Here is a 15,792-nt window from a genome sequence, read left to right on the forward strand (position 1 = left end):
AAGAACGCCTATGTCACAAGTATCCCTCGACAAACTCAGCAAAAAAAACAAAGAATTTATCCATATCGCAACTAACCAGCTCTTACAAGACGGCAAATCCGACCAGGAAATCCAGACTATATTAGAAGGCATTCTGCCGGAAATCCTGGAAAATCAAACCAAGGGAATCACAGCTCGCGGCCTCTACGGAGCCCCAACTACTTGGGCAGCTTCTCTGACCGCAAAAGAGCGCTATGATGCCGAGCATCCAAAGGAAAATGACGATCCTAAATGGATGATGCTGGACTCTGTCCTCTTTATCTTTGGTTTCTTTACCCTCCTGACCTCTATCGTCAATCTGGCTTCCTCTCAGCCATCTGTCTATGGACTGACGACTCTCGTACTCGGAAGTATCGTCGGTGGCCTTTCTTTCTATGCGCTCTACCACTTTATCTACCGTTTCTACGGACCAGATAAGGACCGCAGCCAGCGCCCTAAACTACTCAAGTCCATCCTTACCATGGCAGCAGCTATTCTCCTCTGGAGCATGTCCATCGTCCTGACTAGTCTCCTACCTGAATTCCTCAACCCCCGCCTATCCAATATCGTAGTTGCTATTGTCGGCGCTATTACCCTAGCCCTGCGTTTTTATCTCAAAAAACGCTTCAACATCAAGAGCGCGACTATGGGGCCGACGAGATATTAATATCACACAAAAAGAGGTCAGTGACCTCTTTTTGATTTGTTTCGGAAATATTTCCAATAAAGAGAGTAGGGAATGGGCAAACTGAGAATCAAGCAAAAGCGATTGACAACAATGTCCGCCTTTCCTGCGCTGTTAAAATGAATGGGAACCTGCTCTGGCAGCAGGCAGATAATCAAAAATATGATTACTGCTAAGAGAAACAAAACGAATAAATCTTTCTTTTTCATTAGCCATGAACCTCCTTAAAATATCCTTGTTTTATTAAATGCCTATAAAGGACGGCTGTCAAAAGTAAAAGTCCAATAGCTGAGATTCGCAGCGAAATCTCCAAGTCCATACCAAATAGCAAGGATAAACAAAGAGGAAACACAAGAACCAAGATGCCAATTCCTCCAGACAAGATAGCCGAAAAACTTTGCTTAATAACAATCATTTCATTATCCCAGATGAACTTAGGATAATGAAAATTGACCACAAGTCCCTGAAGAGCTGTAAATAGAGAATAAGCCAGTGAAATAAGGACCAAATCCACTACTTGCAAGCCTCCTAGCGAGAAACGCCAAACCAGAACAGACAAGCCAAGCAGCAAGGCCGCGAAATGTAAGGACACCGTCAAGGCCAGCTTTGCCATCATTATCTGCCTCATAGAAACCGGGAGTGTCTGAAGCAGCCAAATCTCTTCCCCCTCCAAGGAAATACTGACAGCTGCAGGATTGGAAATACTGAGACAGCCAGCCAGTAATAGGGGTAAAAATTCTCGGCTATCTCTGAGTCCAATCGAAGAAAAGAGGACATCAGGAGTCATAAAACAAAGCGAGATGGCTAAAACGATGATTAAAATGGTTCCCAGTCCACTATTGAGCATATAAAGATAGGAAGTCATAAAATTCGAAATTTCTTTCCTATAAAGAGCCATAAAGGGAGACTTCTGCCGGCTTCTATAGACTTTGCTTTCTGACTTCACCCCTGTTATCATCTGATTTATTTTTAAATAATTTCTACTTAAATACCTTAGAAAAAGCCCTGTCAGCGCAAACGATATAAACATCAACAGAAGACTTGACCACAAAAAATGCTGAGGGTTAAAAAACAAGCTTGCCGGAGGATAGAGAGAAGTCAGTTGCTTGGTAAGTAAGAGACCAACATTTTCCGCTGACAGTCCAGCTCTCATAGCCCATATACTGCCTGTTGCCAGCCCCAAAAGCAAGAGGAGAGAAAAAAGGAAGGCAACTAGATTTTTATGAGGGGCCTTTGAGGCTATGTAGGCAACGCACAAGCCAAGTAAAGAGGCTAAACAGAGAGGTAAAAGAGGGACAAATCCCATTAAAAGCAGATAAAAAAGCAACTCCAACAAGGACGCACCATATCTAAACCAAACGAGGCCTGCTGGGAGCATGAGAAGGATGGCAAACACACTGTTCAAAAGATAAAGAAAAGCATATTTCTCATAGACGATTTCCCTAATACTGAGCGGTAATACGATGAGCCTGTCAAGTTCCTCTTGGTCAAACAAGATGCCATTTGACTGCATCAGACTGAAAAAGAAAATAATAAAACTAACCAAGGCAATCATATAGGCTGGAATCAAATTTGCCTGCCCCAACCTGACCAAATTCAAAGCCGTCAAAAGGTTATAGCCTGAAAATAGCAAAACAAACAAGAAGAGCAGACCAAGCTTAAAATACCTGCCCAACCCTCGTCCTTTCCTTAAATCATTAAGCGAAAATGTGCTGTATAATTGTACTTTTAAAAGCAAAAGAATATTAGTCATCTTCCTGTAACTCCATAAATACTTGTTCCAAACTGGATGCCCCCTTAACTTCAGAGGTCCTTCCATTAGCCACCAAACGTCCCTTTTGCAGAATTGCTACCTTATTGCAGAGTTCTTCCGCTACCTCTAAAACATGAGTAGAAAAGAAAATCGCATGCCCTTGACTGGCTAGCTCTCTCATGATCTGCTTAAAATAATATGCGCCTTTCGGATCTAAACCGACAAAAGGTTCATCTAAAATCAACAATTCTGGCTCATGCAAGAGGGCCGCTATTAGTGCCAATCGCTGCTTCATTCCATGTGAATAAGCCGATACCAACTGATCCAAAGACGTATCCAGCTCAAACATTTTAGAATACTTTTCTATAGCTGCTTGCCTCTTTTCCATAGAAACCCTATAAACGTCTGCTACAAAATCCAAAAACTGCTTTGCTGTCAGATTTTTATAAAGATCTGGGTTATCCGGCAGAAACGCCATCTTTTTCTTACAAAGCAAGGGCTCCTTCCTGATAGAGTGCCCACAGATATAAATCTCTCCTTTATCAAAATCATGAATCCCCACAATGGACTTAATGGTGGATGTCTTACCTGCTCCATTGGCGCCGATGAAGCCATAAATATCCCCATGCTCCACCATCAGACTAAGATCATCCACTGCCTTTTTACCATTGCTATATACTTTTGTTAAATGTTCTATTTTTAACATAAATTTCTCCTTTTATTTAAACTGACATCTTGTCAGTGTTGGCGTAAAATTTTTTAAATATCAGGATTAAAAGATTGAAGATTCGAACTGACATTTTGTCAGTGCAGTCTCTAAATAAAAGGCAGAAAACTGCCGATTATTCTAAAAAATAGATTCTTCTATTCCTAARCTTCTTTCTAGKATTGCCTGGAAGCTGGTGAGATAATCCTGCAAAGTCTCTGTTTTTTCCTGACTCATCTTGATATCATTGGACACAAAGACGTAGGCAGTCATGAGAAAAGAAGCCGTCTCATGCGGATACTTTAAATGAAAATCTCCAGATTTCTGACCTTCCTCCAAGATATGAGTAAAGAAAACAATCATCCGCTCGCAGAGTCTATGATAAAAGCGATCCAAGACATAACGATTTGTTTCTAAATTGACTGTTTCCTGCAAGACTTGATTTTCCTGTGTTCTGCTCTCTTCTGGAATAAGCGTTGCCTCAATAAAAGCTCTGATTTTTTCCTTGGCTCCGACATTTGGCTGATAGCTGATTTTTTCGAGCTTTCTCAGCAAGGGTTCAGAGTTCTTTTCAATCAGACAATAAAGAATATCTTCCTTATCCTTAAAATGATAGTAAAGCAGGCCTCGAGAAATTCTAAGCTTATCAATAATGTCTTGAGTTCTTGTCTTTAGATAGCCCTTTTGGGCAAAGAGCTGCAAGGCTGCAGACATAATCTCTGCCCGCCGCACCTCTACTTCCTTGACATCACGCATGATTTCTGCCTCCTTGTGGTCAGTATAGCACTCCACTGACATTTTGTCAATGATAAAATAAAAAAAAACAGCAAGCTAGAGCCTACTGTTAATCGAATTAGTCTTCATTTACGAAAGGCATCAAAGCCATTACGCGAGCGCGTTTGATAGCTGTTGTTACTTTACGTTGGTTTTTAGCTGAAGTTCCTGTTACACGACGAGGAAGGATTTTCCCACGTTCTGAAACGAAACGGCTAAGAAGCTCAGTATCTTTGTAATCAACATATTCAATTTTGTTCGCTGCGATGTAATCAACTTTTTTACGGCGTTTGAATCCGCCACGACGTTGTTGAGCCATGTGTTTTCTCCTTTATATTATAGTTAGGTTCGGTCCTTAGAAAGGTAGATCGTCGTCTGAGATATCCATCGGGTTAGAATTGCCAAATGGGCTCTCATCACGAGAAAAGTTCGGTACTTGGTTAGACGAGTCTGCACTGCCATAACTTGGAGCAGAGCTGCCGCCGAAGCTGTTTCCACCGTAACCGCCAGATGACTGACCTTCACGATTAGAGCGGCTTTCCAAGAGCTGGAAATTGTCCGCAACAACTTCTGTGACATAGACACGCTGGCCTTGCTGGTTCTCGTAGTTACGCGTTTGAATACGGCCTGTAATTCCGATCAGGGCTCCTTTTTTAGCCCAATTTGCAAGATTTTCTGCCTGCTGACGCCAGATGACAACATTGATAAAGTCTGCTTCTCGCTCGCCACTTTGATTTTTAAAGTTGCGATTGACAGCCAGAGTAAATGTTGCGACCGCTTGATTCTGCGGAGTATAGCGAAGCTCGGCATCACGGGTCATACGACCCACCAGTACAACGTTATTAATCATAGTCTACCTTCTTAAGCGTCAAGTTTGACGATCATGTGACGAAGAATGTCAGCGTTGATTTTTGAAAGACGGTCAAACTCTTTAAGAGCTGCATCGTCGTTTGCTTCAACGTTAACGATGTGGTAAAGTCCTTCACGGAAATCTTGGATTTCGTATGCAAGACGACGTTTTTCCCAGTCTTTTGATTCAACAACAGTTGCACCATTGTCAGTCAAGATAGAGTCAAAGCGTGCTACCAAAGCGTTTTTAGCTTCTTCTTCAATGTTTGGACGAATAATATAAAGAATTTCGTATTTAGCCATTGATTTTTCCTCCTTTTGGTCTAATGACCCCAAGACTTTGCAAGGGGTAAGTGAGGTTTGCTCACAAATAACTATTATAGCAGACTTCCAGCAGAATGGCAAGGGAAAGTTTTGATATAAAGAAAACTCTCCCTGTCACCAGAGAGAGTCCGAAAAATACGATTCGTTTTTAGAGAGGCTAGACGATTCTTCCTTGATCGACGACCAGCTTTCCAGCCTTGTAAACCTGATGGGTCAGGTTAGTCGCAAAGAAATAAAGTGGATAGTCGATATTCTTAGCGTCTAGGATAGTAATATCCGCCTGCTTGCCAGTATCAAAGCTGCCAATCTTATCTTGACGGTTAACTGAGTAGGCCGCATTGATGGTTACAGCGTTGAGAACTTCTACTGGCGTCAGACGCATCATAAAGCAGCCCAGCTGCATGACGAACTGCAGATTAGCTGTCGGACAAGAGCCTGGATTGCTGTCGGTGGTCAGGGTAATGGCCATCCCAGCTTCCAGCATCTTACGGGCGGGTGCATAGGTATCTTCCATCAGACTGAAGGTAGTCGCCGGCAGGAGATTGCCGATAACCTTGGCTTCTGCCATCTTGCGAATGCCCTCATCGGTCGCTACCATCAAGTGCTCTGCACTAGTTGCTCCCAGTTCAGCTGCTACATCTACTCCACCGATAGATTCGATTTCGTCAGCATGGATACGGAGCTTGAAGCCCATTTCTTTAGCCTTAGAAAGTAAGTAGCGTGACTCGTCAGCTGTAAAGACGCCTTTTTCACAGAAAATATCACAGAATTCAGCTAGATTTTCTGCTTTTACCCGAGGCAGCATTTCCTCGACGATGAGCTCCAGATATTCCTGAGAACGTCCCTTGTATTCTGGTGGAACGGCGTGGGCAGCCATAAAGGTAGAAACGAGGTCAATCTCGTGGTCACGGTCCAGAGCTCCAACGACATCCAGCTGGCGCTTCTCTGTTTCCCAGTCCAAACCATAGCCACTTTTGGCCTCAACTGTTGTCACCCCATGCAGCAGCATGTAGTCCAGCAGCCTCTTGGACTTATCATAGAGAGTGTCAAAAGAAGCTTCTCGCGTTGCTCGGACTGTACTGAGAATACCACCGCCTTGGGCAAGAATTTCCAGATAAGGGACACCAGCTAATTTCTTAGCAAATTCATGCTCCCGGCTGCCGCCATAGACCAAGTGAGTGTGACAGTCGATCAAGCCAGGTGTAGCAATCTTGCCTTCATAAGACTGAATCTTAGTATCTGGTCCAACCAGACTGGCATCCGGCTCTCCGCTGCCGACTGCTAGAATTTTGCCGTCTTTGACTGCAATGTAGCCGTCCTCCAAGACTTGAGCTTCCTTCATCTCCTCGCCAAAAAGGGGATGGCCGAGGTCCTTGGGACAGAAGACTTGATTAAAGTGAGTTAATAGTAAATCAGCAGTCATGCTTGTTCCTCCATTTCATTTTCCGACATATTTGCTTTTCATCATAATACACTATCGTCAAATTATAGTCAAAAGCTTATAAAAGATAGGAGCCTCACTTTTTTTACTGTTTTTGTCATTTTCTTGACTCTTTATGGACGGGAAGCTTATAGAATGTAGGAGAAAGATATTTTACACTTGACTAAAAGGAGGATTTTTCATGTCATACTTTAGCGAAAATGAAATTGCAGCAGCAATGACCGTCAAATTAGACGATGTACTGCCTGAAAAAACAGTTTTCCAAGAAGGCATCCGTCGAGCACCTGACCGGGGCTTCCGTTTGACTCAAGCTCAAACCGAAATTGCTCTTAAAAATGCCCTTCGCTATATTCCAAAGAGATTCCATGAGGAAGTGATTCCAGAATTTCTGGAAGAACTGAAAACTCGCGGACGGATTTATGGCTACCGCTGGCGTCCAAAAGAACGCATCTACGGCAAACCAATTGACGAGTACAAAGGGAACTGTACTGCAGCCAAAGCTATGCAGGTCATGATTGACAACAACCTGAGCTTTGAAATCGCTCTTTATCCTTATGAATTGGTTACTTACGGGGAAACTGGATCTGTCTGTGCTAACTGGATGCAGTACAACCTGATCAAGAAATACTTGGAAATCATGACCGACCATCAAACCTTGGTCGTGGAATCTGGCCATCCACTTGGACTCTTCAAATCCAAACCAGAAGCTCCGCGCGTTATTATCACCAATGGCCTCTTGGTCGGTGAATATGACAATATGAAGGACTGGGAAATTGCAGAAGAAATGGGCGTGACCAACTATGGTCAAATGACAGCCGGCGGCTGGATGTACATCGGTCCTCAAGGTATCGTCCATGGTACATTCAACACCCTCCTCAATGCTGGGCGCTTGAAACTAGGTGTAGCTGATGACGGTGACCTAACTGGCAAACTCTTTATCTCTTCTGGTCTGGGCGGCATGAGTGGAGCTCAAGGGAAAGCGGCCGAAATTGCTAAAGCCGTAGCAATCGTAGCTGAAGTAGACCAATCTCGGATTGAAACTCGTCATTCACAAGGCTGGATTAGCCAATTGGCTGAAAGTCCGAAGGAAGCTATCGACTTGGCTCAAAAAGCTCTGGAAGCTGGCGAATCAACTTCTATTGCCTATCACGGTAACATTGTAGATCTCTTGGAATATGTCAACGAGAATAACATCCATGTTGATTTGCTGTCTGACCAAACTTCTTGCCATAATGTCTATGACGGCGGCTACTGTCCAGCTGGTATCAGCTTTGAAGAGCGGACTCGCCTCTTGGCTGAAGACAAGGAAAGCTTTGCTAAGTTGGTTGACGAAACATTGGAACGTCACTTCAAGGCAATCAAGACCCTGACTAGCAACGGTACCTACTTCTTTGACTACGGTAATGCCTTTATGAAGGCAGTCTATGACTCTGGCATCAAGGAAATTTCTAAGAATGGCTTTGATGACAAAGACGGCTTCATCTGGCCATCCTATGTAGAAGATATCATGGGCCCAATGCTCTTTGACTATGGTTATGGTCCTTTCCGTTGGGTATGTCTGAGCGGCAAACACGAAGACCTAGTCGCTACTGACCATGCAGCTATGGAAGTAATCGACCCTAACCGCCGCTACCAAGACCGCGACAACTACAACTGGATCCGCGATGCAGAAAAGAACCAGTTGGTTGTTGGAACCCAAGCTCGGATTCTCTACCAAGACTGTATGGGACGCGTCAATATCGCCCTCAAGTTCAATGAATTAGTGCGCGAAGGCAAGATTGGTCCTGTCATGATCGGCCGTGACCACCACGACGTATCTGGTACTGACTCTCCATTCCGTGAAACTTCTAATATCAAGGACGGTTCTAATGTTACCTGCGACATGGCTGTGCAATGTTACGCTGGTAACGCAGCTCGCGGTATGAGTCTAGTAGCTCTCCACAACGGTGGCGGAACTGGTATCGGTAAAGCAATCAACGGTGGCTTTGGCTTGGTTTTAGACGGTAGTGAACGTATTGATGAAATCATCAAATCTGCTATCGCTTGGGATACGATCGGCGGAGTTGCACGTCGTAACTGGGCTCGCAATGAGCATGCTATTGAGACAGCTATCGAGTACAACCGCCTCCACCAAGGAACAGACCACATTACCATTCCATACTTAACTGACGAAGATTTGGTCAAAGAATCTGTTAAGAAGTTGTTCGAATAAGAAAAACTTGTCCCCCAACTTCCGACCTGAGCTAGGTGTGAGACCTAGCTCAGGAGGAGGTTCTGCTTTATTAAGTTCATATTATAAATTAAAATTATTGATATCACGAGGTAATATCTTATGGCAAAAATTGTTGAATGTATTCCTAACTTTTCTGAAGGCCGCAACCAAGCGGTCATTGACGGTCTAGTGGAAGTAGCTAAGAGCGTGCCAGGCGTAACACTTTTGGACCACTCTTCTGATGCCAGCCACAACCGCAGCGTCTTTACCTTGGTCGGCGATGATCAAAATATTCAGGAAGTTGCCTTTCGTTTGGTCAAATACGCTTCTGAAAATATTGACTTGACCAAGCACCAAGGAGAACACCCTCGTATGGGCGCAACTGATGTCCTGCCTTTTGTACCTATCAAGGACATCACAAGTGAGGAATGCGTCGAAATTGCGAAGACCGTATCTGAGCGGATCAACCGTGAACTCGGTATCCCTATCTTCCTCTATGAAGATGCAGCGACTCGTCCTGAGCGTAAGAACTTGGCTAAGGTTCGTAAAGGACAATTTGAAGGCATGCCAGAAAAACTCTTGGAACCTGACTGGGCACCTGACTATGGTGAAAGAAAGATTCACCCAACTGCTGGTGTTACTGCTGTCGGTGCTAGAATGCCGCTCATCGCCTACAACATCAACTTGGATACAGACAATCTGGAAATTGCCAACAATATTGCCAAAATCATCCGTGGATCAAGCGGTGGTTACAAGTACTGTAAAGCGATCGGCGTTATGCTGGAAGACCGCAACATTGCTCAGGTTTCTATCAACATGGTCAATCTGGAAAAATTCCCACTCTATCGTGTCTTTGAAACTGTTCGCTTTGAAGCCAAACGTTACGGAGTTGGAATCCTCGGCTCAGAAGTCATCGGTTTAGCTCCAGCCAAGGCTTTGATTGACGCAGCAGAATACTATCTGCAAATCGAAGACTTTGACTATGGCAAGCAAGTTCTGGAAAACCATTTGCTAGGCTAGGAGGACTGAAACCTATGAAATTAGTAGATTTAAGTTTGACAGAATTTGCCCAAGTCCTAGGCTCAGATGCGCCTGCACCAGGAGGCGGCTCTGCCGCTGCTCTTTCCGCAGCGAACGGTATTTCCCTGACCAAGATGGTCTGTGAATTGACCCTTGGCAAGAAAAAATACGCAGAATTTGAAGCAGAAATTGCTCAAGTGCACGCAGAAAGCGCCCGCCTGCAAGAAAGCTTGCTCGCAGCTATTGACAAGGACACTGAAGCCTTCAATCTGGTCTCTGCCGTCTTTGATATGCCTAAGGAAACGGAGGAAGACAAGGCTGCCCGTCGAGAAGCGATGCAACAAGCCCTCAAGGAAGCGACCCAGTCACCTTATGGCATGATGGAAGACATCTTGGCTGCCCTGCAAACAACTCAAAAGGCTGTTGGCAAGTCCAATACCAATGCTGCCAGCGACCTGGGAGTAGCAGCCCTCAACCTTAAGGCTGGCCTGCAAGGGGCTTGGCTCAATGTCCTCATCAACCTGTCAGGTGTCAAGGATGAAGCATTCGTCGCAGACTACCGCAGCAAGGGTGAAGATCTCCTGCAAAAAGGCTGCGTCCTAGCCGATGAAATTTATCAAGAGATTTTGAAAGTTGTCTAATAGATAAACGGAAGAGAAGTCCACTCTTTCCCATGAATGGACTTCCTCTTCTCAAGAGGTAACAATATGGTTTTATCAGATATTGAAATTGCGAATTCGGTTCAAATGAAGCCCATCAAAGAGGTGGCAGAAAAGCTAGGAATTGCTGAAGATGCCTTGTCTCTTTATGGAAATTACAAGGCAAAAATCAGTGCCGGCCAACTGGAAGCCTTAAAAGACAAGCCAGACGGCAAACTGATTCTCGTGACAGCTATTTCTCCGACACCAGCCGGAGAAGGCAAGACCACTACCTCTGTCGGATTGGTCGATGCTTTGGCTGCTATCGGTAAAAAAGCCGTTATCGCTCTGCGGGAGCCTTCTCTCGGACCTGTCTTTGGTATCAAGGGCGGAGCTGCTGGCGGTGGACACGCTCAGGTGGTACCCATGGAGGACATCAACCTCCACTTCACTGGTGACTTTCATGCCATCGGTGTTGCCAACAACCTGCTGGCGGCCCTCATTGACAATCACATCCATCATGGCAATGCCTTAGGCATCGACTCTCGCCGCATCACTTGGAAGCGGGCAGTGGATATGAATGACCGGCAACTGCGCCACATCGTAGACGGCTTGCAAGGTAAAGTCAACGGTGTTCCACGTGAAGATGGTTTTGACATTACAGTTGCTTCTGAGGTTATGGCTATTCTCTGTCTGTCAGAAAATATCACTGACCTCAAGAACCGTTTGGAAAAAATCATCATTGGCTACAGCTTTGAAGGTAAGCCAGTAACTGCCAAGGATCTGAAAGCTGGTGGCGCTATGGCTGCTGTGCTCAAAGACGCTATCCATCCAAACTTGGTTCAAACTCTGGAACATACGCCAGCCTTGATTCACGGTGGACCTTTTGCCAACATTGCCCATGGCTGTAACAGTGTCCTAGCTACCAAGCTGGCTCTCAAATATGCCGACTATGCAGTCACAGAAGCTGGTTTCGGTGCTGACCTCGGTGCTGAAAAATTCATCGATATCAAGTGTCGTACATCTGGACTTCGTCCATCGGCTGTAGTTCTGGTTGCTACTATCCGCGCTCTCAAGATGCATGGTGGTGTTGCTAAGAGCGACCTGGCTGAAGAAAATGTCCAAGCCGTTGTAGATGGTCTGCCAAACTTGGAAAAACATCTGGAAAACATTCAAGATGTTTATGGATTGCCAGCAGTCGTTGCCATCAATAAATTCCCGCTGGATACCGAAGCAGAATTGAAAGCAGTTTATGACGCCTGCCAAAAACGCGGCGTTGACGTCGTGATTTCTGACGTCTGGGCCAATGGCGGAGCTGGCGGTAAAGAGTTGGCTGAAAAAGTCGTTGAACTGGCCGAAGGAGACAATCACTTCCAATTTGTATATAATGAAGAGGACTCCATCGAGACTAAGCTGAACAAAATTGTTACTAAGGTCTATGGAGGCAAGGGCGTTCGCCTGACTCCTGCTGCTAAACGCGAGCTCAAACAACTGGAAGAGCTGGGCTTCTCCAACTATCCTATCTGTATGGCTAAGACTCAATACTCCTTCTCAGACGATGCTAAGAAACTGGGCGCACCTAAAGACTTTGTCGTGACTATCAGCCAGCTCAAAGTTTCTGCTGGTGCAGGCTTTATCGTTGCTCTGACTGGTGCAATCATGACCATGCCAGGACTGCCTAAAGTACCAGCCAGCGAAAAGATTGATGTTGACAAAGATGGCAATATCAGCGGTTTGTTCTAATAAATACCAAAAATGACAAATGTAACCCTTCTAAGAGTAAATGATTTTCAAGTTTCCGATTGGTCGGGGGGAAAGACAAAACAGCTTTATCTTTCCCCGCCAACTGGCCACTATGGCAAGCGGGACTTTGACTATCGGCTATCGACAGCGACTGTGGAGTTGGCTGAAAGTCAGTTTTCTGACCTCAGCGGCTTTCACCGCATTCTCATGAGCCTGGACCACACACTTCATCTCCACAATGCCAGCCGGCAGGAGGAAACGGTTCTAGCTCCCTTTACTCCCTATGTCTTTGAAGGGAGTGATTCTATCACAAGTCGTGGGACTTGTACCGACTTTAACTTAATCTACAGCGACCATTATCAGGGACAGATGATTGCCATCTCGAATGGGCAAGAGCTTAGCCAAGATGACGAAATTCAATTTATCTATGCCTTAGAGGATCTGACGGTGACGGTAACAACCCTGCCAGTGCTTAACCTAGAGGCAGAGCAGCTTCTGATAGTGGAAAAAGAGACTCAGGAAACTGAGCTGCATATAATGTTTTCGAGTAACCAGCCAAAGGGAACGCCCCTTGCTATATGGGCTGGTTTGACCCACATCCCTACTAAGTAAAGATACCATGATGCCTTGTCACCATTCTATCTTTACTTGGAAAGGATCCCATATCTCTAAAGGAGAAACATTATTATGGATGCAACTAAACTCACTGCACAAGAACAAGAACAGGAAAAAGCGAAATTCAGCTTTTCCGGTGCAACCCTCTACGGTATCAATGCCGTTATCGGATCAGGGATTTTCCTCCTACCGCAAAAGATTTATAAAGGACTTGGTCCTGCCTCTCTAGCTGTCATGCTTGGAACTGCCCTTCTCGTTATTCTCCTAGCCGTCTGCTTGGCAGAAACTGCTGGTTATTTTAATAAAAATGGCGGAGCCTTCCAATATTCCAAAGCAGCCTTTGGAGACTTTGTCGGCTTTAATGTAGGTTTCCTAGGCTGGGCGGTTACCATCATCGCTTGGGCCGCTATGGCAGCAGCATTTGCAAGACTTTTTGTCATCACTTTTAAAGCCTTTGAACCTTATGAACTTTTGCTCAGTGTGAGCCTGATTATTTTGCTCAGCTTGATGAATATATCTGGTCTTAAGACTTCAAAAATATTCACCTTGACTGCTACTGTAGCTAAACTCATTCCAATCGTTGCCTTTAGTTTATGCGCAATTTTCTTTATTAAATCGGGAATTGATAAAGGAAACTTCACTCCGTTTCTACAACTAGATCCTAAAGTAGATATCATGAAGGCTATCTCAAGCACAGCCATTTATATCTTCTATGGATTTATCGGATTTGAAACCATGTCTATCGTTGCTGGTGAAATGCGCAACCCAGAAAAGAATGTACCTCGGGCTATCTTGGGCTCTATCAGTATTGTCTCTGTTCTCTATATGCTGATTATCGCAGGAACTATCGCCATGTTAGGCAGCCGTATCCTGCAAACAGATGCTTCTGTACAAGACGCCTTTGTTGAGATGATTGGCCCTGCTGGTGCTTGGATTATTTCCATTGGAGCACTCATCTCTATCACTGGTCTTAATATCGGGGAGTCCGTCATGGTTCCGCGTTATGGTGCAGCTATCGCAAATGAAGGCCTGCTTCCTAAGAAAATTGCAGAAACCAACTCTAAAAATGCCCCTATAGTTGCCATTATTATTTCAGGAATCCTGGCCATCGCCCTGCTCTTCTCTGGTAAATTTGAAGAATTAGCAGCTCTCAGTGTGGTCTTCCGCTTCTTCCAATACATCCCAACTGCTCTAGCTGTACTAGTATTAAGAAAGAAATATCCGGATAAAAAAGTGGTCTTCCGTGTTCCATTTGGTCCAGTAATTCCAATTTTGGCGGTTCTAGTCAGCCTCGTCATGATTTGGGGTGAAAACCCAATGAACTATGTGTACGGCCTCATCGGTGTCCTTATCGCCAGCGCAGTATACTTTATCTATATAGTACTGATTTGTAAAAATAAAGTTCTTAAACAAGAAGGAGAATGAATCTTATGACACATGTAATCAATTTGGATGGCGAACACCTTACTTTAGAAGACGTCATCGCAGTAGCCCGTCATGGAGCCACCTGCGAAATTGACCAAGAAGCTAAAAAAGCAGTAGAAGCTTCCCGTAAAATCGTGGATGACATCGTCCGCGAAAAGCGGGTAGTCTACGGTGTTACAACCGGATTCGGCTCTCTCTGCAATGTCAGCATCTCACCAGAAGATACGACTCAACTGCAAGAAAACCTAATCCGTACGCACTCTTCAGGCTTTGGTGATCCCCTACCTGAAGATGCAGTCCGTGCGATTATGTTAATTCGGATTAATTCTTTGGTCAAGGGCTATTCTGGTATCCGTCTCTCTACTGTCGAAAAACTTCTGGAATTGCTCAATAAAGGCGTTGTCCCTTACATTCCGGAAAAAGGCTCTTTGGGAGCTTCTGGTGACTTGGCACCGCTGGCTCACATGGTTCTGCCTATGTTAGGACTTGGCCGCGCTTACTATCAAGGCCAATTGCTCTCTGGACAAGAAGCTTTGGACAAGGCCGGTATCGAGAAAATTGCTCTAGCAGCCAAGGAAGGGCTGGCGCTGATTAACGGAACAACTGTCCTGACAGGTATCGGAGCTCTGGCTACTTACGATGCCATCCAGTTACTTAAGCTATCAGACGTTGCAGGCGCTCTTTCCATGGAAGTGCACAATGGTATCACCAGTCCTTTCGAAGAAGACTTGCATACCATCCGACCTCAAAGCGGACAGCTGGCTACAGCACGCAATATCCGCAACCTTCTAGAAGGCAGTGGCAATACGACCGTAGCTACTCAACAGCGGGTCCAAGACCCTTACACCCTGCGTTGTATTCCGCAGATTCATGGTGCCAGCAAAGACTCTATCGCTTATGTCAAGACCAAGGTTGAGATTGAGATCAACTCTGTTACAGACAACCCTATCATCACCAAGGAAGGCCATGTTATCTCAGGCGGTAACTTCCACGGTGAACCAATGGCACAGCCATTTGACTTCCTCGGCATCGCTATTTCTGAAATCGGTAATGTATCCGAGCGTCGTGTAGAACGTCTGGTCAACAGCCAACTGAGCAAGCTACCATCCTTCTTGGTGAAACACCCAGGACTCAACTCTGGCTTTATGATTACCCAGTACGCTTGTGCTTCGCTTGCTTCTGAAAACAAGGTTCTATCTCATCCAGCCAGCGTAGACTCTATCCCATCTTGTGAGAACCAAGAAGACTTTGTCAGCATGGGAACTACTGCAGCACGCAAGGCAGCTGAAATTCTCAAGAATTCTCGCCGCATCGTGGCAACAGAAATCATGGCAGCCTGCCAAGCTCTGGATCTGAAACCAGAAAACCATGAACTGGGCAAAGGAACTAAGCCAGCCTACGACCTCTTCCGTCAGCATGTCCATTTTATCGAGTTTGACAAGGACATCGAAATCTACGAAGAGCTCAACAAGGCTTCTGAGCTGATTGAAAACGAAGAATTCCTAGCAGCCGTTGAAAAGGCTGTGGACTTAAGCATTCAGTTCTAAAGCTGGTGACTCTGTAAAAAAACTAACATAAGAAGCCCGCTC

16 protein-coding genes are annotated in these 15,792 nt (G+C 45.1%); 8 read left to right on the top strand and 8 right to left on the bottom strand.

Features of this window, described 5'->3' with window-relative positions; genetic code table 11:
• Positions 1-10 precede the first annotated feature (10 nt).
• Complete coding sequence (locus K4H96_RS03785; RefSeq protein WP_002919618.1) at positions 11-685, top strand: DUF1129 domain-containing protein; 675 nt, start codon at positions 11-13, stop codon at positions 683-685.
• 17 nt (positions 686-702) lie between these two features.
• Here K4H96_RS03785 and K4H96_RS03790 read toward each other — a convergent pair whose 3' ends face one another.
• The 8 genes from K4H96_RS03790 to hutI form a co-directional block, all read right to left on the bottom strand.
• Positions 703-912, bottom strand: coding sequence for a DUF1648 domain-containing protein (locus K4H96_RS03790; protein ID WP_223337391.1), 210 nt, complete (start codon positions 910-912; stop codon positions 703-705).
• Positions 912-2,522 carry an ABC transporter permease gene (locus K4H96_RS03795; protein ID WP_223337390.1) on the bottom strand — a complete coding sequence of 537 codons (1,611 nt, stop codon included), beginning with the start codon at positions 2,520-2,522 and terminating at the stop codon, positions 912-914. Before K4H96_RS03795 ends, K4H96_RS03790 begins: the two co-directional genes overlap by 1 nt.
• Positions 2,449-3,162, bottom strand: coding sequence for an ABC transporter ATP-binding protein (locus tag K4H96_RS03800; protein ID WP_125340404.1), 714 nt, complete (start codon positions 3,160-3,162; stop codon positions 2,449-2,451). Before K4H96_RS03800 ends, K4H96_RS03795 begins: the two co-directional genes overlap by 74 nt.
• Positions 3,163-3,303: 141 nt before the next feature.
• Positions 3,304-3,960, bottom strand: coding sequence for a TetR/AcrR family transcriptional regulator (locus K4H96_RS03805; RefSeq protein ID WP_223337389.1), 657 nt, complete (start codon positions 3,958-3,960; stop codon positions 3,304-3,306).
• Between the two features lie 55 nt (positions 3,961-4,015).
• Complete coding sequence (gene rpsR / locus K4H96_RS03810) at positions 4,016-4,255, bottom strand: 30S ribosomal protein S18 (RefSeq protein ID WP_000068664.1); 240 nt, start codon at positions 4,253-4,255, stop codon at positions 4,016-4,018.
• Positions 4,256-4,291: 36 nt separating this feature from the next.
• Positions 4,292-4,786 carry a single-stranded DNA-binding protein gene (locus K4H96_RS03815; RefSeq protein ID WP_002896496.1) on the bottom strand — a complete coding sequence of 165 codons (495 nt, stop codon included), beginning with the start codon at positions 4,784-4,786 and terminating at the stop codon, positions 4,292-4,294.
• Between the two features lie 11 nt (positions 4,787-4,797).
• Entirely contained in the window at positions 4,798-5,088 is a 291-nt protein-coding gene (rpsF, locus tag K4H96_RS03820) for a 30S ribosomal protein S6 (RefSeq protein ID WP_002896497.1), read from the bottom strand.
• 178 nt (positions 5,089-5,266) lie between these two features.
• Positions 5,267-6,532 carry an imidazolonepropionase gene (gene hutI, locus K4H96_RS03825; protein ID WP_002896498.1) on the bottom strand — a complete coding sequence of 422 codons (1,266 nt, stop codon included), beginning with the start codon at positions 6,530-6,532 and terminating at the stop codon, positions 5,267-5,269.
• A gap of 199 nt (positions 6,533-6,731) precedes the next feature.
• Between hutI and K4H96_RS03830 the strand changes: the two genes are divergently transcribed.
• The 7 genes from K4H96_RS03830 (at position 6,732) to hutH (ending at position 15,750) form a co-directional block, all read left to right on the top strand.
• Complete coding sequence (locus tag K4H96_RS03830; protein WP_223337388.1) at positions 6,732-8,762, top strand: urocanate hydratase; 2,031 nt, start codon at positions 6,732-6,734, stop codon at positions 8,760-8,762.
• A gap of 120 nt (positions 8,763-8,882) precedes the next feature.
• Positions 8,883-9,782, top strand: coding sequence for a glutamate formimidoyltransferase (ftcD, locus tag K4H96_RS03835; RefSeq protein ID WP_002903832.1), 900 nt, complete (start codon positions 8,883-8,885; stop codon positions 9,780-9,782).
• A gap of 14 nt (positions 9,783-9,796) precedes the next feature.
• Complete coding sequence (locus K4H96_RS03840) at positions 9,797-10,423, top strand: cyclodeaminase/cyclohydrolase family protein (protein WP_223337387.1); 627 nt, start codon at positions 9,797-9,799, stop codon at positions 10,421-10,423.
• A gap of 66 nt (positions 10,424-10,489) precedes the next feature.
• Positions 10,490-12,163: a formate--tetrahydrofolate ligase gene (locus K4H96_RS03845; RefSeq protein WP_223337386.1), complete on the top strand. Its 1,674-nt coding sequence runs from the start codon at positions 10,490-10,492 to the stop codon at positions 12,161-12,163.
• A 12-nt stretch (positions 12,164-12,175) separates the two neighbouring features.
• Entirely contained in the window at positions 12,176-12,775 is a 600-nt protein-coding gene (locus K4H96_RS03850; protein ID WP_002901402.1) for a HutD/Ves family protein, read from the top strand.
• Positions 12,776-12,850: 75 nt separating this feature from the next.
• Positions 12,851-14,203, top strand: a complete 1,353-nt coding sequence (locus K4H96_RS03855; protein ID WP_002896504.1) for an APC family permease — start codon at positions 12,851-12,853, stop codon at positions 14,201-14,203.
• Positions 14,204-14,208: 5 nt separating this feature from the next.
• Positions 14,209-15,750 carry a histidine ammonia-lyase gene (gene hutH / locus K4H96_RS03860; protein ID WP_223337385.1) on the top strand — a complete coding sequence of 514 codons (1,542 nt, stop codon included), beginning with the start codon at positions 14,209-14,211 and terminating at the stop codon, positions 15,748-15,750.
• The last annotated feature ends 42 nt before the right edge of the window (positions 15,751-15,792 follow it).

The organism is Streptococcus sanguinis (genome assembly GCF_020729765.1).
Taxonomy (GTDB): domain Bacteria; phylum Bacillota; class Bacilli; order Lactobacillales; family Streptococcaceae; genus Streptococcus; species Streptococcus sanguinis_Q.